Source organism: Baumannia cicadellinicola str. Hc (Homalodisca coagulata), from assembly GCF_000013185.1.
Taxonomy (GTDB): domain Bacteria; phylum Pseudomonadota; class Gammaproteobacteria; order Enterobacterales; family Enterobacteriaceae; genus Baumannia; species Baumannia cicadellinicola_E.
In genome coordinates this window covers 147,875-165,180 of sequence record NC_007984.1, presented here as the reverse complement: position 1 = coordinate 165,180, position 17,306 = coordinate 147,875, and the positions used below count along the sequence as shown (strand labels likewise).

Sequence of the window (17,306 nt, the reverse complement as noted above, 5' to 3'; positions counted from 1 at the left end):
ATTTATATAGTTAAAAGGATAATTAGATGCATATAAATTTTAGCTATCCATATATAATACCATCATCACATATTAACTTATCATTAACTTTGATTTCATTAGAAGAATGGGCATTAATAACATTTAATGGTAAAGATGCTGTTAAGTATCTACAAGATCAACTAGCTTGTGATGTAACATCATTAAAAAATAATGAGTATACTTTTACAGTACATTGTAATACAAAAGGAAAGGTATACAGTAATGTATACTTTTTACATTATCAAGATGGATTTGCGTTAATTACAAGAAAAAGTGTATATGCTAATGAGTTAAATATATTTAAAAAATATGCAATTTTTTATACGGTAAATATTAATTTTCATCAGAATAAAATATTATTAGGTATAGCTGGTTTACAAGTAAAAGATATATTAAGTAATATATTTACTACTATACCAAATAGATTATGTCCAGTAATTCATACTATGGATACTACTATTCTATATTTACATCAACCAGCTGATCGTTTTTTGTTAATTACTACAAATAATATACAAAATCTAATATTAAAAAAACTTACTAAATATAAAATACAAACAAACAATAGTAAACAATGGTTAGCATTAGATATTGCTGCTGGATATCCTATTATTGACCAAATAAATAGTGAATTATTATTACCACAAGCATTAAATATTGAAGCTTTAGGAGGTATTAGTTTTAACAAAGGATGCTATTTAGGGCAAGAAGCAATTGCTCGAACTAAATATCATAACATGAACAAAAAAGAATTATGTTTTTTGTCAGGTAAAGCAAATCGAATTCCAACAGCTAGTGAGAAACTAGAAATAAAAATAAACAATAATTGGCGTTATACTGGAATAGTATTAGCAGCTTGTAAATTAAAAAATAATATATGGATACAAGTAGTGCTAAATAGAAATTTAGCTATAGATAGTATTTTACGTGTTCGAGGAGATATAACAAGTGTCTTTCATTTATGTCCGCTAAATTATTTATAAATAATGAATTTTATATAAAATTATTAATAGATCTTAAAGGTTAATTATGTTAAAAAATTATTTTTTTGATGTAATAATAATTGGTGGCGGCCATGCTGGAACTGAAGCAGCAGTAGCATCAGCTAAAATTGGATGTAACACACTATTACTAACACATAACATTAAAACTATTGGTGAAATGTCTTGTAATCCTGCTATAGGAGGGATTGGCAAGGGACATCTAGCTAAAGAAGTTGATGCTATGGGTGGTATTATGGCAAAAGCAATCGATGCTGCAGGTATTCAATTTAGAATACTTAATGCTAGTAAAGGACCTGCCGTTAGAGCAACTAGGGCACAAGCAGATAGATATCTCTATCGAAAAGCTGTATATAATATGTTAAAAAATACTAATAACTTATTAGTGTTACAACAATTTGTAGAAAATTTAATTATTAAAAATAATAATGTTATAGGTGTAATATCAAAAGCTAAAGATAAGTTTTATGCTAATTCAGTAATACTAACAGTAGGTACATTTTTAGATGGTAAAATTCATATTGGCTTAAATAGTTATCCTGGTGGTCGTACAGGAGATTTATCTTCAATTTCATTATCTAGTAATCTAAGAAAACTTCCCTTTCGAGTCAAACGACTAAAAACTGGTACTCCACCACGTATTCATGCCTCTACTGTTAATTTTAATATTCTTACAAAACAAGAAAGTGATAATCCATTGCCGGTATTTTCATTTACTGGTTCTGTAAGTGAACATCCTCGTCAGATACCTTGTTATATTACTTATACTAATAAGAATACTCATGACATTATTTATAATAATCTTCATTATAGTCCTATATATACTAAAAACATAGAGGGCATAGGTCCACGTTATTGTCCATCTATTGAAGATAAAATTATACATTTTGCTCATCGTGATTCACATCAAATTTTTCTTGAACCAGAAGGATTAATGAGCAATATTATTTATCCAAATGGGATTTCTACTAGTTTACCAGTTGATATTCAACTAAAGATAGTTCAATCAATTGAAGGATTAGAAAAAGCAAGTATTATACAACCCGGTTATGCTATTGAGTATGATTTTTTTGATCCACGAGATTTAAAAAATACTTTAGAAAGCAAAATTATAAACGGACTCTTTTTTGCTGGACAAATAAATGGCACAACAGGTTATGAAGAAGCAGCTGCTCAAGGATTAATTGCTGGTATTAATGCAGCTAAGAAAGTACTAGAACAGGATAGTTGGTATCCAAATAGAAGTCAAGCTTATATTGGTGTATTAATTGATGATTTATGTCTTCAAGGTATCGAAGAACCATACCGTATGTTTACTTCTAGAGCAGAATATAGGCTGTCTTTACGTGAAGATAATGCAGATTTACGACTAACTGAAATTGCACGTAAATTAGGTTTAGTTAATGAAAATCATTGGCATAAATTTTGTATAAAATTAGATTACATTGAGCGAGAACGACAAAGATTACGTAATCTATGGGTGCAACCTAATACAATAGGAATACAGGATTTAAATCAACTATTAAAAAAACCTATTATGTGTAAAATTAATGGTGAAGAATTATTACGTCGACCAGAAATAAATTATAAAACATTAACTAACTTATCATTTTTTCAACCTACATTAAAAAATATCCAAGCTGCAGAACAAATTGAAATACAAATTAAATATGAAGGATATATTGCTCAGCAGCAAGAGCAAATTTTACGTCAATTAAACTATGAACAAACTTTATTACCTAAAAATATGGATTTTAGTTTAGTTACTGGATTATCTAATGAGGCAATTTCTCAATTAAATAATCATCAACCCTATTCTATTGGTCAAGCATTACGGATTTCTGGTATTACACCTATAGCAATATCTCTTTTACTTCTTTGGTTAAAGAAAAATAATTTATTAGCTAATAAAATTAATAAATAGCTATTAAAAACTTTTTCTAATATATACAAACATGTATTAATTATAATTAAATTTAATTTAGATAATAAAATTATACTGGATAAATTTATGTTAAAATTAGTAGATAATACAACTACACGAGACTATATTAGTCATCATCTAAGTCATTTGCAGCTTAACTTAAATAATTTCACGTTAGTAAATCATCCTGATATTAAATCATTTTGGATACTAAATATTGACTCAATTTTTTTTACTTTATTACTTGGGATAATTTTTTTATTGATATTTTTTTATACAGCAAAAACAGCTACTTCAGGTATTCCTAGTAAATTACAGACAATAGTTGAGCTATTAGTTAGCTTTATTGATAAAAATGTTAACGATATATTATTTTGTAAAAATAAGCTTATAGCTCCACTAGCCTTAACTATTTTTATATGGATATTTCTAATGAATTTAATGGATTTATTAGCTGTTGATATGCTACCATACATAGCTATGTATATACTTCATATACCAGCATTACGAGTTGTTCCTTCTGCAGATATAAATATTACATTATCACTTGCACTGGGAGTATTTATATTAATCATATATTATAACTTAAAAATAAAAGGTATAACTGGTTTTATTAAAGAATTAACTATGCAACCTTTTAATCATTTAATATTTATTCCATTAAATTTTATTCTTGAAAGTGTAAGTCTTTTATCTAAACCAATTTCTTTAGCATTAAGATTATTCGGTAATATATATGCAGGAGAACTTGTTTTTATTTTAATAGCAGGATTACTACCATGGTGGTCACAATGGATTATTAGTGTCCCTTGGGCTTTATTTCACATAATTGTAATTACATTACAAGCTTTTATCTTTATGGTATTAACTGTTGTGTATATAGCTATGGCTTATGAACAGCATAAATAAAATACTATTTTTTACTCAAAAATTAAGGATACTATTATGAATAGTTTAAATATAAATTTATTATATATAGCTGCTACCATAATGATGGGATTAGCTGCTATTGGGGCAGCAATAGGCATTGGTATACTTGGAGGTAAATTTTTAGAAGGTGCAGCACGTCAACCTGATTTAATACCTCTTCTGCGTTCTCAATTTTTTATTGTTATGGGTTTAGTAGATGCTATTCCTATGATTACAGTAGGCTTAGGTTTATATATTTTATTTGCTGTAGCTTCTTAATTTCAATTTAAAATTAAAAATAAATTATATGAATATCAACGCAACTATCCTAGGACAAGCAATAGCCTTTACATTATTCGTACTTTGTTGTATGAAATACGTGTGGCCACCTTTAATTTCTATAATAGAAAAACGTCAGCAAGAAATTGCTGATAATATTAAATTTATAGAAACAACTAAAAAAGATTTAGAAAAAGCAAAAGAGGAAGCAACAAAGCATTTAATAAATATCAAACTAAAAGCACAAGACATAATTGAACAAGCCAATAAAAATAAGTTACAGTTAATTATTGAAGCAAAAAATGAAGCAGACATTACAAGAAAAAAAATACTTGCACAAGCACAAAAACAAATAGAAACCGAAAGAAAAATAGCATATGAAGAACTACGTTTACAGGTAATTCAGCTTGTAATATTAAGTACAGAAAAAATACTAGAAAATTCCATAGATAAAAATTTAAATAGCAAAATTATAGATAAAATTTTAGCAAAAATATAATCATATTATAGAGTTACAGCGTATGTCTGAAATCACTATATCTCGTCCATATGCAAAAGCAGTTTTTGAATTTGCTATTGAACATAATACAGTAGCATCTTGGCAATCAATGTTATTATATGCTTCTAAATTAAATAGTAATCCCTATATAGCTAAGCTCTTATCAAGCACAGTAATAACTAATACAAAAATAGCAGATATATTCATAGCAGTTTGTGGTAATAAATTAGATAATTATGGTCGAAATTTTATTCGTATAATGGCCTATAATAGAAGATTATTACTTTTACCCGATATATTAAAAATATTTTTACAACTATGTAAGAAAAATAGTTCAACTATAGAAGTTGAAGTAATTACTGTTAGTGCTTTAACAAATAACCAAATAGCGCAAATAACTCAAGCCATGAGACAACGTTTATCACAGAAAGTAAAACTAAATTGCATAATAGATCTATCTATAATAGCAGGAATGATAATTCGTATTGGTGATATTGTTATAGATAGTAGTATGCTTGGTCGTCTAGAACGTCTAGGTACACATTTATCTACATAATTCATGGAGATTATATAAAGCATGCAACTAAATTCGACAGAAATAAGCGAATTAATTAAACAAAGAATTGTTGAATTTGATCTAACAAGTATTATTTACAATGAAGGTATTATACTATCTGTTATCGATGGAATTATTCGTATTCATGGACTATCTGAAGTTATGCAGGGAGAAATGATAGCACTGCCAGGTAATTCTTTTGCTATTGCTTTAAACTTAGAACGAGATGAAGTTGGTGCAGTAGTAATGGGACCATATAGTCATTTAACTGAGGGAATGAAAGTTAAATGTACAGGACGTATTTTAGAAGTTCCAGTTGGACATAGTCTATTAGGTCGTATAGTAAATACTTTAGGTATACCAATTGATGGAAAAGGTAAATTAGAAAATAAATTATTTTCGCCAATTGAAACTAATGCACCAAATGTTATTGAACGTCAATCAATTAGTGAACCTATTCAAACTGGTTATAAATCTATTGACGCCATGATACCTATAGGTAGAGGTCAACGTGAACTAATTATTGGTGATCGTCAAACTGGGAAATCAACGCTAGCTATAGATACCATTATAAATCAGCGTAATAGCGATATTAAATGTATTTATGTAGCTATAGGTCAAAAAGCWTCTACTATTAATAATGTAGTACAAAAATTAGAAGAACATAATGCACTAATCAATACTATAATAGTAACAGCAACAGCATCCGATTCTGTAGCATTACAATATCTAGCGCCATATGCTGGTTGTGTTATGGGTGAATATTTTCGTAATATAGGTGAAAATGCTTTAGTTATTTATGATGATCTATCTAAACAAGCTATAGCTTATCGACAAATATCATTGCTGCTACGTAGACCACCAGGTCGTGAAGCATATCCAGGTGATATATTTTATCTACATTCTCGTCTTTTAGAAAGAGCTGCACGTGTTAGTGCTAACTATGTTGAAACTTATACTAAAGGAAAAATAAAAGGTAAAACTGGTTCTTTAACAGCATTACCAATTATAGAAACTCAAGCTGGTGATGTTTCCTCTTTTATTCCTACTAATGTAATCTCTATTACAGATGGTCAAATTTTTTTGGAATCTAGTTTGTTTAATGCCGGTATTAGACCTGCTGTTAATCCTGGTATTTCTGTATCTCGTGTTGGTAGTGCTGCTCAAACGAAAATTATAAAAACAGTTTCAAGTGGTATTAGGACTACATTAGCACAGTATCGTGAATTAGAAGCTTTTTCTCAATTTGCTTCTGATTTAGATGAAGTAACACGTAAACAAATTAATTACGGTAAAAAAGTTACTGAATTGCTAAAACAAAAACAACATATGCCAATGTCCGTATCACAACAAGCTTTAGTGCTATTCGCTGCAGAACAAGGGTATCTAGAAGATATTAATCTTAAGAAGATTAATGATTTTGAAACACAACTACTTTTGTATGTTAAACATCAATATCATGATTTTATGAAAATAATTGACCAAGAGGGTAATTATAATGATGATATTGAAAAAACATTAACAGAAATTATTAGTAAATTTAAAACTAATGCTAGTTTTTAATTTTATAGTCTAATAGCGTACTGCGTATTTGTAAGGAGAAAAAGCTATGTCTAATACAAAAGAAATACGTAGTCAAATAATTTGTATACAAAATACAAAAAAAATAACAAAAGCCATGGAAATGGTTGCTGTATCCAAAATGCGAAAAACGCAGGAACGTATGTTAGCTAGTTTACCTTATGCAGAAATCATACATAAGGTTATTAAACATTTAACTTTAGGAAATTTAGAATATAAACATCCTTACTTTCATGAAAGAAAAGTAAAAAAAATAGGTTATATAGTAATTTCTACAGACCGCGGTTTAGCAGGAAGCTTAAATATTAATTTGTTTAAACAGCTATTAGCTAATATGAAAAAATGGAATGAACAAGGCATAACAATAGAACTAGCACTAGTTGGGTGTAAGGCTGTTAATTTTTTTAATTTAATTGGAAGTAAAGTTATTGCACAAGTTACGGGTATTACCGATGATCCTAAATTATCGAAGTTAATTGGTATAATTAAAGTGATGTTACAAGCATATGATAATGAGTATTTAGATAAACTTTATTTAGTAAGTAATAAATTTGTTAATGTAATCTCCCAAATACCACAAATTTGCCAAATTTTACCTATTCCTATTGAAGATAAAATAGATTTAAAAATGAAACATTGGGATTATATTTATGAACCAGATTCTAAACTATTACTAAATATTTTACTGCAACGTTATATAGAATCACAAGTTTATCAAAGTGTGGTTGAAAATCTTGCTAGTGAGCAAGCTGCTCGAATGGTAGCAATGAAAGCTGCAACCGAAAATGCTGATACACTAATGAAAGAATTAAAAATTGTTTATAATAAAGCTCGACAAAATAGCATTACTCAAGAAATTAATGAAATTGTAGCAGGTGCTTCAGCAGTTTAAGCTATCTATAAATTAATTTAAAAAAAGTATCAAAGAGGATAAAGAATGACGACGGGAAAGATTATACAAGTTATCGGTGCCGTAGTCGATGTTGAGTTTCCGCAAAATATCGTACCCAAAGTTTATAATGCACTAGAAGTTACTAATGGAAAGAATAAACTAATCCTAGAAGTTGAACAACAATTAGGTAGTGGTATTGTTCGTTGTATAGCAATGGGAGTTTCTGAAGGTTTACGTCGAGGATTAACAGTTATTGATTTAGGCCATGCAATTAAAGTACCAGTTGGTAAATCAACCTTAAGTCGTATTATGAATGTCCTTGGTGAACCTATTGACATGAAAGGAATAATTAATGCAGAAGAACATTGGTCTATTCATCGATCTGCTCCTCGTTATGAAGAATTAGCTCTTTCACAAGAAATTTTAGAAACTGGTATTAAAGTTATTGACTTAATGTGTCCCCTTGTTAAGGGAGGTAAAGCAGGTCTATTCGGTGGAGCTGGTGTTGGTAAAACAGTAAATATGATGGAACTAATCCGTAATATTGCTATTGAGCATGCTGGTTATTCAGTATTTACTGGAGTAGGTGAGCGTACCCGGGAAGGAAATGATTTTTATCATGAAATGAAAGATTCCAATGTTCTTGATAAAGTATCACTCGTTTATGGACAGATGAATGAACCACCAGGTAATCGATTTAGAGTAGCGTTAACTGGTTTAACTATAGCTGAAAAATTTCGTGATGAAGGCCATGATGTATTACTATTTATCGATAATATTTACCGTTATACTTTAGCTGGAGCAGAAGTATCTGCGCTTCTAGGGCGTATGCCTTCAGCCGTAGGATATCAACCAACACTATCAGAAGAAATGGGACTATTACAGGAACGCATTACATCTACAAAATATGGTTCTATTACGTCTATACAAGCCGTTTATGTCCCTGCAGATGATTTAACCGATCCTGCGCCAGCTACAACTTTCTCTCATCTTGATGCTACTATTGTACTTAGTCGTCAGATAGCTTCTTTAGGTATTTATCCAGCTATTGATCCCCTAGAATCAACTAGTCGTCAGTTAGATCCATTAGTAGTAGGTCAAAAACATTATGATGTTGCTCTTGGTGTCCAAGGCATTTTACAGCGATATCAAGAACTTAAAGATATTATTGCTATACTTGGTATAGATGAACTATCCGAAGATGATAAGATGGTTGTTTCTCGTGCCCGCAAAATTCAACGTTTTTTGTCACAACCATTTTTTGTTGCAGAAGTATTTACAGGTTCACAGGGTAAATATGTTTCGCTTCAAGAAACTATCTCTGGTTTTGAGGATATTATTAATGGTAAGTATGATCATTTACCAGAACAAAAATTTTATATGATAGGTTCTATTAACGAAGCTATGACTAAAGAATAGTATTCTAAATTTTATGACTATAAAAACATATCATTTATATGTTGTTAGTGCTGAGAAACAAATTTTTTCAGGTCTAGTAGAAAAAATACAAGTTACAGGTATTGAGGGTGATTTAGGTATTTTTCCAAGACATACACCATTACTAACACAAATTAAACCTGGTTTAATATATCTTGTTACAGAAGATGGTAAAACAGAATATATTTATATCTCAGGTGGCATACTTGAAGTTCAGCTTAATATTGTTACCGTACTAGCTGATACTGCCATTCGCGGTGAAGATCTTGATGAAAAAAGAGCAATAAATTCTAAGCTTCAAGCTCAAGAAAATATCAAAAATTTAAACTATGATATGAGCTATACTCAAGCTTCAGTAGAACTTGCTAAAGCTCTTGCTAAATTACGAGTAATTAAACTAATAAAAAAAGCAATATAGTTCAAATGTTAGTTATTTATGATTTGATAAGCTTTTTATCAGGATAATTGTTAATGTTAAATATTAAATTAAATATAGTTATTTTAGCAGCTGGTAAAAGCACTAGAATGAATTCAGATATTCCAAAAGTTTTGCATCTCTTAGCAGGTAAACCAATATTACAATATGTAATAGATACAGCTATAAAACTAAAAGCTAAATGTAAATCTACAAATATTTATATTGTTTATGGTTATAAAGGAGAACTGTTACAGCAAAAATTAGCACATAAGCAAAAAACTTTTTTGCATTGGATTAAACAAGTTGAACAATCTGGTACTGGACATGCTGTTCAACAAGTTTTGCCTTTTTTAGGCAAAGATGAAGAAGTACTAATCCTTTATGGAGATGTTCCACTTATATCATTTCAAACACTAATACATCTTTTAACTACACGTTCTAAACAAGGTCTGAGTTTATTAACAGCTAATTTAACTAATCCAGATGGATATGGGCGTATCCTATATAAAGAGCAAGAAGTTGTTGGTATTATCGAACATCAAGAAGCAAATGCACAACAAAAACTAATAAGTGAAATAAATACTGGTATTTTAGCAGTAAGTAGTAATGAGCTTAAAATCTGGATAACAAAATTAACTAATAATAATAGTATGAATGAATTTTATCTTACAGATATTATTGCATTAGCTTGGCAGGAAGGTAAAAAGATTCATACTATACATCCTGAGAAAATTAGCGAAATTAATGGTATTAATGACTGTGCACAATTAGCTAATCTTGAACGACTCTATCAAAAAGAACAAGCCGAAAGCTTATTACGTATAGGCGTAATAATAGCTGATCCAAATAGATTTGATTTACGTGGAGAACTAAAGCATGGAGATAATATATTTTTTGATACTAATGTTTTAATAGAAGGTCAAGTGTCTCTTGGTAATCAAGTAACAATAGGTACAGGTTGTATTATTAAAAATACAGTTATAGGAGATAACGTAATAATTAAACCTTACTCAATTATTGAAGAGGCTCACTTAGCTAACGGAAGTATTGTAGGTCCATTCGCTCATCTACGTCCCGGTAGTAAAATAGAAGAAAACGCTTATGTAGGTAATTTTGTGGAAATAAAAAAATCAACACTAGGAAAAAAATCTAAAGTTGCACATTTAAGTTATATAGGGGATGCAAATATTGGTAAAGATGTTAATATAGGAGCAGGTACAATAACTTGCAATTATGATGGGGCTAATAAACATCAAACTATTATTGGTGATAATGTATTTATTGGTTCAGATAGTCAGTTAATAGCTCCTCTTACTATTGGTGATGGTGCAACAATTGGTGCTGGTACTACTGTTACAAGTAATGTTACTTCTAATGAAGTAATTATTAGCAGAATCCGTCAGTTTCCAATTATTAATTGGCAAAGACCAAAAAAAAAGATTAGGTATAATATTATATATTAATATGGATTAATTGAACTATAGTTTTCACTCAGGAACATATAAATGTGTGGAATAGTAGGTGCAGTAGCAAAACGTGAAATTACTGAAGTTCTATTACAAGGATTACATAGACTTGAATATCGTGGATATGATTCTGCTGGATTAGCAGTAATTAGTTCTCAAAACCAATTACAAATTTTACGTAAGGTAGGTAAAGTAAATATATTAACTGAAGCTACTAAGAAACAAGGTATTAGTGGTCAAATCGGGATTGCACATACCCGTTGGGCTACTCATGGTGATATTCAAGAACGTAATGCTCATCCTCATGTTTCAAGTAATATTATAGTTGTACATAATGGTATAATTGAAAATTACCAATCACTACGTCAGGTATTATCTAAACGTGGTTATTCATTTTTCAGTGATACTGATACAGAAATTATTGCTCACTTAGTACATTGGGAACAATGTCAAACAGGTGGTATTTTAGCCGATATTATACAAAATGTTATTTTTCAACTACATGGTAATTATAGCATAGTTATTATGGATAGTTTAGATTGTAATAAACTAGTGGCTGTATGTTCTGGTAGTACATTGATTATTGGATGTGGAGATGGAGAAAATTTTATTGCCTCAGATAAAAATGCTTTGTTACCAGTAACATGTTGTTTAATTTTTTTAGAAACAGGTGATATAGCAGAAATTACTAGCCAAAATATAAAAATACGGAATCACTTAGGTAATATAGTAGAAAGATCAAAAACCTTATTAGCAAAAAAAACTTATATAGAAGAAACTTACAGTCAGTATCGTCATTACATGCAAAAAGAGATATTTGAACAACCGTGTGCAATTCAAAACACTATAGCAGGACGCCTTCAATCTGATTTCATTGATCTATCAGAATTAGGAGAAAATATTAATATATTATTTAGTAAAGTACAACATGTGCAAATTATAGCTTGTGGTACTTCGTATCACTCAGCTATGATATCTCGCTTTTGGTTAGAAAAACTAGCAAATTTACCATGTGATATAGAAATTGCTTCTGAATTTCGCTATCGTGAATTAGTAGTACGACCAGGTAGTTTACTTATTACAATTTCTCAGTCGGGAGAAACTGCTGATACACTTGCTGCATTACGATTAACAAAAAACTATAGTGGTTATTTAGGATCGTTAACAATTTGTAATACAGAACATTCTACATTAGTTCGTGAATCAGATTTTGCTCTAATTACTTATGCAGGTTCTGAAATTAGTGTTGCATCTACCAAAACTTTTACTGCACAATTAACATTAATGCTAATATTAATTACATATATTGCTCGTATACGAGGGATGGAACATGTTATATTCCATCAGATTATTCGTACAATAGAAAAACTACCAAGAAGTATTGAACAGATCTTATCTTTAGAAAAAGAAATAAAGATTTTGGCAAATAAGTTTATTCACAAAAAACATGCATTATTTCTTGGTCGTGGTTCTCTCCTTCCTATAGCAATGGAAGGAGCATTAAAGCTAAAAGAAACCGCTTATATTCATGCAGAAGCATATGCAGCAGGAGAATTAAAGCACGGACCCCTTGCATTAATAAATGACGATATACCAGTAATAGTAATTGTAGCTAATGACTATTTGATTAATAAAGTCAAATCAAATATTGAAGAAGTACATGCTAGAGGAGGTAAGCTATATATATTTGCAGAACAAAATACTGGTTTTATTCAATGTAAGAATATAAATATTACGTTGTTACCAAAAACAGAACCTATAATAGCACCTATTATTTATGCAGTACCTATGCAAATGTTGGCATATTATATAGCGGTAGTAAAAGGAAATAATGTAGATCAACCAAGACATTTAGCAAAATCTGTGACAGTTGAATAATTTTATTATTTCCCAAGACAAAAACGAGAGAAAATCTTTTTTAGTAATTCATGAGAACTAAATTTACCAGTAATTTGACTAAGAGCATTATGAGCTAACTGTAAATCTTCTGCTATTAATTCTAGCATAGTGGGGAATGAAATTTTCTCTTTACATTGTAAAAGATAATTAGCTGTTATTTCTAATGCTTCCAGATGACGACGACGTGCTAAAAAAACACCTTCTGTACTAGAAGGTAAGCTTATTATTTTTGTTAAATATTTTAGTAGTATCTCTATACCTAAACTAGACAATGCTGAAATCGTAATGACTGAATAATTATTATTCAGTGTTTCTCCGATTTTTTCACCTGTTATATCTGCTTTATTACGTATAATGGTTACTGGTGTTTTATATGGAAAATTAGCTATTAGTGTGTTACATAATTTATCTTGTTCGCTTAGTTTAGTAGTAGAACTATCTACTACAAGCAAAATATGATCAGCTTGTTTTATTTCATTCCAAGCTCGTTGAATACCAATTTTTTCTACCTCATTATGACTTACATTGCATAAACCAGCAGTATCAATAATAGAAACTGGTATTCCATCTAAATAGATATATTCTCGTAATATATCACGAGTAGTACCTGCTATATTAGTAACTATAGCTACTTCATGACCAGCGAGTGCATTAATAATACTTGATTTACCTACATTTGGTTTACCCGTTATAACTATTTTTATACCTTCACGTAATATGCATCCCTGATATGCTGCAGTACGTATTTTATTTATACTTAATATTGCTTGATCTAAATTAGCTATTATCTTTTTATCTATAGATACATTAGTTTCATTTTCTTCTGGAAAATTAATTTTTGCCTCAATATCAACACGCAAACTAGTTAATTTTTCTACTAAATCATTAATTGTAGTGGAAAAAACTCCTTGTAGAGAAGAAATTGCCGCACGTGCAGCTTGTGCTGAATTAGCATCAATTAAATCAGCTATAGCTTCTGCTTGTGCTAAATCAATTTTTTCATTAAGAAAAGCGCGCTCTGAAAATTCACCAGGACGAGCAATACGTACTCCCGGTAAAGTGATAATACGTTGAAGTAATAGATCTAATACAACTGGACCACCGTGTCCATGTAATTCCAAGATATCTTCCCCAGTAAAAGAATTGGGCCCAGGAAAAAATAAAGCAATCCCTTTATCTATTATATTACCATTTTGATGATAAAAAGTAAGATATTCTGCTTTTCGTTGAATAGGTACCTTACCTAGTAATTCTTTAGCTACTCTAGTTGTTAGAGTACCTGATACCCGTACAATACCTATACCCCCGCGTCCATTCGGTGTAGCTTGGGCTGCAATAGTATCAAAAGTTAAATTCATTTAACTTGTTTTTTAAACTCTCGATAAATAAGTTCTTGTTGAATAATAGTAAATAAATTACTTACTATATAATATAATACTAAACCTGATGGGAACCATAGAAAAAAAACAGTAAAGATAATAGGCATAAAATTCATTATCTTTTGTTGTATAGGATCAGTAATAGTAGTAGGGGATATTTTTTGAATAATTAACATAGTAATACCCATTATAATGGGTAAGATATAATATGGATCTTGTGCAGAAAGATCTTGAATCCATAAAGCAAATGGAGCATGACGTAGTTCAATAGAACCTGACAACATATAATATAATGCCAGAAATATAGGCATCTGGATAATTAGAGGCAGACATCCTCCTAATGGGTTAATTTTTTCTGCTTTGTATAATGCCATTAATTCTTGGTTTTGACGTTGTGGATTATCACTAAAACGTTCACGTATTACAGCTAGCTTTGGCTGTAATATCATCATTTTAGCTATAGAAGTATATTGAGCTTTTGTTAATGGATACATTAAACCACGTACAATAAAAGTAATAATAATGATTGCAAAACCCCAGTTACCAATAATACTATAAATAAATTTAAGTAATTTAAATAAAGGCTTAGAGATAAACCATAATAAACCATAATCAACGGCTAAATCTAAGTAAGGATCTATTTCTGCCATTTTATCTTGTATTTTAGGTCCTAACCATAATATAGCATTTAAGTTATCCTGTTTATGTGGAGCAATATTTACTTCTTCAGATTGAAAACCAATAGCTACTTCTCCATTTTCTAAATTTGTTGTATAAAAATTTTTATAACCTTGAGTAATGGGAACCCAAGCAGTAACAAAATATTGCTGTAACATTGCTATCCAACCTTTTTTACTACTAACATTTAAATTAGTTTGTTGGATATCTTTAAAACTATACTTTTTATATTTATATTTTGTAGTTGAATACGCAGCACCTCGATAAGTTTGTAAAGAAAAACTATTACGATAAATATCACTAAATTCAGAAGAATTAAAAGATTGCTTGAATTGACCAAATAATTTTATTTCTAGAGGTTTATTACTATTATTTTGAATATTATAATTTACATTTATTGCAAACTCTCCTCTTTTAAACACAAAAGTTTTAGTATATACTATACCATTAGTTGATGTATAAGTTAGTGGTACATATAGTATATTTTCGTTATTGTTTAAAAAATATTGTTTATGTTTAGCTTTATATAGTGGACGTTCTTTTTGATCTATACCATGTTTACCTATTATACCACTTTGTGCTAGATAGACGAATGTTGGCTTCTTCTCTAATAAAGAGAACGGTTTAGAGGAACCTAATTTAGTCGGATATGTTAGTAGATAAGCTTGTTCAATATCACCACCTGACGTATTAATTGTAAGCAAAAAAACATCTGTTTTAACTATGATGTGTTTACCTTTTTTGTAGTATGGTATGTTCTGTTGGGGTAAGTTATCTTTTATTTCTATAAGAGTATTTTGAATATTATTTTGTGGAAAATGTTCTTTTTGCCATATTTCCCAAATAATATAAGAAACAAATAGTAAAGCTATGACAAGAAGATTACGTTGCGAATCCATTATTAGTATTCTCTTTTGTCAAAGATATTTAATGGTACTTGATCTTCACCACCTTGACTCCAAGGATTACATCTTAATATACGAATTAATGTTAACCAAATACCTTTGAATATACCAAACCTGTGTATTGCCGTAATACTATATTGCGAACATGTAGGCAAAAACCTACAATGAGGTTTGATTAATGGGCTAATTATAAGCTGATAACAGCGTATTACATAGCTTAATAATTTTATTATAGGCGATAATAGCGATGCCATAATTTTTCTAATGCTTTTATTATATCAAAATTATTCATCTTAGTAAGACCACTTTTAGCTATAATAATGAAATCCATTATGCAAAGTTTATGCTGATTTAAACGGAAACTTTCACGTATTAATCGCTTAATATGGTTGCGTTCGTGAGCTAGTTTTATATATTTTTTCGCAATTATCATACCTACTCTAGGATAAACTAAAGTATTAATACGTCCAAGAATAACCATTTGCTGTATTCTTACAAGCTTAGGTTTTTGGAAAACAAAAGCAAAATGATCAGGTTTTAATAATCTTAAATTCCTTGAAAAATGTAGTTTAACCACTCGTATTTTTCTTAACGATTAGAAATAGTTAGACGTGAGCGCTTTTTGGCGCGTCGTCGTGCCAAAACTTGACGACCACTTTTTGTAGCGATACGAGCACGGAAACCATGGGTACGGTGTCTTTTTAACAACGATGGTTGAAAAGTGCGTTTCATTTAAATTGTACTTAATTATATTGAAGATAGGTTTAAATTTATTTATTTTTAATATATTTAATCTATTTAGTAAAAACTAATTAACCTTATATAACATATAAGGCTTATATTTTACATAAGTTTATATTATATAATAATTTACAATAGACTGATTGTATATACTAAGAATTTACATATCTTTGAAAATAGTCTAAATATTAATAGATATATCCAATCTTGTAAATAAGATAAGTAGTAAAAATTACTGTCTATGTATAAATTATAGTTAAAATTAGTATTTTAGTATATATTATTACTTTAATAAAAATTAGGTTAATGCTGTAGTGAATACTAAATGTCTATTTTAGACTACTCGAGTATTAGAGTTAGTTAATATTACTAACTTATTTTTTGAAAAGTATATAATAACTAGTAATCTAATTACATTAGCTAATATTTTAGTATACTGATATCTCACAGATTAATTGTTAAAATTAATAGATTTTTATCTAATTTATTTTTACTGAAATTTTACTAAAATATTACTAACATTATCTATATTAATTAGCATAATAATATGCGTATTATGTATACTACATATTATTATATTAATAATATGTAGTAGTATCTTTAAAACTTATTATCATATAAAATATTTTATAAGCATTAATATAAACTTATATTATAGGCATTAAATTTATTAAGATAGCTAATATAAATAACAAGTAATAACTAATACAATTTAGTTAAT

General features: G+C 29.2%; 17 protein-coding genes. 12 read left to right on the top strand and 5 right to left on the bottom strand.

The genetic code is table 11. The features are described from left to right. The first annotated feature begins 26 nt into the window (after positions 1-26). The 12 genes from ygfZ (at position 27) to glmS (ending at position 12,861) form a co-directional block, all read left to right on the top strand. Entirely contained in the window at positions 27-1,004 is a 978-nt protein-coding gene (gene ygfZ / locus BCI_RS00735) for a tRNA-modifying protein YgfZ (protein WP_011520351.1), read from the top strand. A gap of 46 nt (positions 1,005-1,050) precedes the next feature. Continuing rightward, the gene (gene mnmG / locus BCI_RS00730; RefSeq protein WP_011520350.1) at positions 1,051-2,946 is read left to right on the top strand and encodes a tRNA uridine-5-carboxymethylaminomethyl(34) synthesis enzyme MnmG; all 1,896 of its coding nucleotides are present in this window, start codon (positions 1,051-1,053) and stop codon (positions 2,944-2,946) included. 87 nt (positions 2,947-3,033) lie between these two features. Continuing rightward, entirely contained in the window at positions 3,034-3,855 is an 822-nt protein-coding gene (gene atpB / locus BCI_RS00725; protein WP_011520349.1) for a F0F1 ATP synthase subunit A, read from the top strand. Between the two features lie 36 nt (positions 3,856-3,891). Continuing rightward, positions 3,892-4,134, top strand: a complete 243-nt coding sequence (atpE, locus tag BCI_RS00720; RefSeq protein WP_011520348.1) for a F0F1 ATP synthase subunit C — start codon at positions 3,892-3,894, stop codon at positions 4,132-4,134. 28 nt (positions 4,135-4,162) lie between these two features. Beyond that, positions 4,163-4,633 (top strand): F0F1 ATP synthase subunit B, encoded by a 471-nt coding sequence (gene atpF, locus BCI_RS00715; protein ID WP_011520347.1) that lies wholly within the window; start codon positions 4,163-4,165, stop codon positions 4,631-4,633. Between the two features lie 22 nt (positions 4,634-4,655). Then, positions 4,656-5,189 (top strand): F0F1 ATP synthase subunit delta, encoded by a 534-nt coding sequence (locus tag BCI_RS00710; protein ID WP_011520346.1) that lies wholly within the window; start codon positions 4,656-4,658, stop codon positions 5,187-5,189. Positions 5,190-5,210: 21 nt separating this feature from the next. Then, a complete protein-coding gene (gene atpA / locus BCI_RS00705; protein WP_011520345.1) occupies positions 5,211-6,752 on the top strand; it encodes a F0F1 ATP synthase subunit alpha in 1,542 nt (513 codons plus the stop codon). A 46-nt stretch (positions 6,753-6,798) separates the two neighbouring features. Beyond that, positions 6,799-7,662, top strand: a complete 864-nt coding sequence (atpG, locus tag BCI_RS00700; RefSeq protein ID WP_011520344.1) for a F0F1 ATP synthase subunit gamma — start codon at positions 6,799-6,801, stop codon at positions 7,660-7,662. A gap of 45 nt (positions 7,663-7,707) precedes the next feature. Beyond that, positions 7,708-9,081 carry a F0F1 ATP synthase subunit beta gene (gene atpD / locus BCI_RS00695; protein ID WP_011520343.1) on the top strand — a complete coding sequence of 458 codons (1,374 nt, stop codon included), beginning with the start codon at positions 7,708-7,710 and terminating at the stop codon, positions 9,079-9,081. Between the two features lie 13 nt (positions 9,082-9,094). Next, positions 9,095-9,517 (top strand): F0F1 ATP synthase subunit epsilon, encoded by a 423-nt coding sequence (locus tag BCI_RS00690; RefSeq protein WP_011520342.1) that lies wholly within the window; start codon positions 9,095-9,097, stop codon positions 9,515-9,517. A gap of 53 nt (positions 9,518-9,570) precedes the next feature. Then, positions 9,571-10,980 (top strand): bifunctional UDP-N-acetylglucosamine diphosphorylase/glucosamine-1-phosphate N-acetyltransferase GlmU, encoded by a 1,410-nt coding sequence (gene glmU / locus BCI_RS00685; RefSeq protein ID WP_011520341.1) that lies wholly within the window; start codon positions 9,571-9,573, stop codon positions 10,978-10,980. Between the two features lie 42 nt (positions 10,981-11,022). Continuing rightward, positions 11,023-12,861: a glutamine--fructose-6-phosphate transaminase (isomerizing) gene (gene glmS, locus BCI_RS00680; protein WP_011520340.1), complete on the top strand. Its 1,839-nt coding sequence runs from the start codon at positions 11,023-11,025 to the stop codon at positions 12,859-12,861. Positions 12,862-12,866: 5 nt separating this feature from the next. On the opposite strand, the gene mnmE is transcribed toward glmS, so the two are convergent. The 5 genes from mnmE to rpmH are packed head-to-tail and all read right to left on the bottom strand — an operon-like array spanning position 12,867 to position 16,576. Beyond that, the gene (mnmE, locus tag BCI_RS00675) at positions 12,867-14,240 is read right to left on the bottom strand and encodes a tRNA uridine-5-carboxymethylaminomethyl(34) synthesis GTPase MnmE (RefSeq protein WP_011520339.1); all 1,374 of its coding nucleotides are present in this window, start codon (positions 14,238-14,240) and stop codon (positions 12,867-12,869) included. Further along, a complete protein-coding gene (gene yidC / locus BCI_RS00670) occupies positions 14,237-15,838 on the bottom strand; it encodes a membrane protein insertase YidC (RefSeq protein ID WP_011520338.1) in 1,602 nt (533 codons plus the stop codon). The genes mnmE and yidC overlap by 4 nt, the downstream gene beginning before the upstream one ends. 2 nt (positions 15,839-15,840) lie before the next feature. Next, on the bottom strand, positions 15,841-16,098 hold the full coding sequence (gene yidD / locus BCI_RS00665) for a membrane protein insertion efficiency factor YidD (protein ID WP_011520337.1): 258 nt from the start codon (positions 16,096-16,098) through the stop codon (positions 15,841-15,843). Next, complete coding sequence (gene rnpA, locus BCI_RS00660; RefSeq protein ID WP_011520336.1) at positions 16,074-16,421, bottom strand: ribonuclease P protein component; 348 nt, start codon at positions 16,419-16,421, stop codon at positions 16,074-16,076. Before rnpA ends, yidD begins: the two co-directional genes overlap by 25 nt. A gap of 11 nt (positions 16,422-16,432) precedes the next feature. After that, positions 16,433-16,576, bottom strand: a complete 144-nt coding sequence (rpmH, locus tag BCI_RS00655; RefSeq protein WP_011520335.1) for a 50S ribosomal protein L34 — start codon at positions 16,574-16,576, stop codon at positions 16,433-16,435. Positions 16,577-17,306: the final 730 nt, after the last annotated feature.

Bases quoted from the DNA above. Each gene is read 5' to 3' on its own strand.
- ygfZ (WP_011520351.1), top strand. From the start codon at position 27: ATGCATATAAATTTTAGCTATCCATATATAATACCATCATCACATATT.
- mnmG (WP_011520350.1), top strand. From the start codon at position 1,051: ATGTTAAAAAATTATTTTTTTGATGTAATAATAATTGGTGGCGGCCAT.
- atpB (WP_011520349.1), top strand. From the start codon at position 3,034: ATGTTAAAATTAGTAGATAATACAACTACACGAGACTATATTAGTCAT.
- atpE (WP_011520348.1), top strand. From the start codon at position 3,892: ATGAATAGTTTAAATATAAATTTATTATATATAGCTGCTACCATAATG.
- atpF (WP_011520347.1), top strand. From the start codon at position 4,163: ATGAATATCAACGCAACTATCCTAGGACAAGCAATAGCCTTTACATTA.
- BCI_RS00710 (WP_011520346.1), top strand. From the start codon at position 4,656: ATGTCTGAAATCACTATATCTCGTCCATATGCAAAAGCAGTTTTTGAA.
- atpG (WP_011520344.1), top strand. From the start codon at position 6,799: ATGTCTAATACAAAAGAAATACGTAGTCAAATAATTTGTATACAAAAT.
- atpD (WP_011520343.1), top strand. From the start codon at position 7,708: ATGACGACGGGAAAGATTATACAAGTTATCGGTGCCGTAGTCGATGTT.
- BCI_RS00690 (WP_011520342.1), top strand. From the start codon at position 9,095: ATGACTATAAAAACATATCATTTATATGTTGTTAGTGCTGAGAAACAA.
- glmU (WP_011520341.1), top strand. From the start codon at position 9,571: ATGTTAAATATTAAATTAAATATAGTTATTTTAGCAGCTGGTAAAAGC.
- glmS (WP_011520340.1), top strand. From the start codon at position 11,023: ATGTGTGGAATAGTAGGTGCAGTAGCAAAACGTGAAATTACTGAAGTT.
- mnmE (WP_011520339.1), bottom strand. From the start codon at position 14,240: ATGAATTTAACTTTTGATACTATTGCAGCCCAAGCTACACCGAATGGA.
- yidC (WP_011520338.1), bottom strand. From the start codon at position 15,838: ATGGATTCGCAACGTAATCTTCTTGTCATAGCTTTACTATTTGTTTCT.
- yidD (WP_011520337.1), bottom strand. From the start codon at position 16,098: ATGGCATCGCTATTATCGCCTATAATAAAATTATTAAGCTATGTAATA.
- rpmH (WP_011520335.1), bottom strand. From the start codon at position 16,576: ATGAAACGCACTTTTCAACCATCGTTGTTAAAAAGACACCGTACCCAT.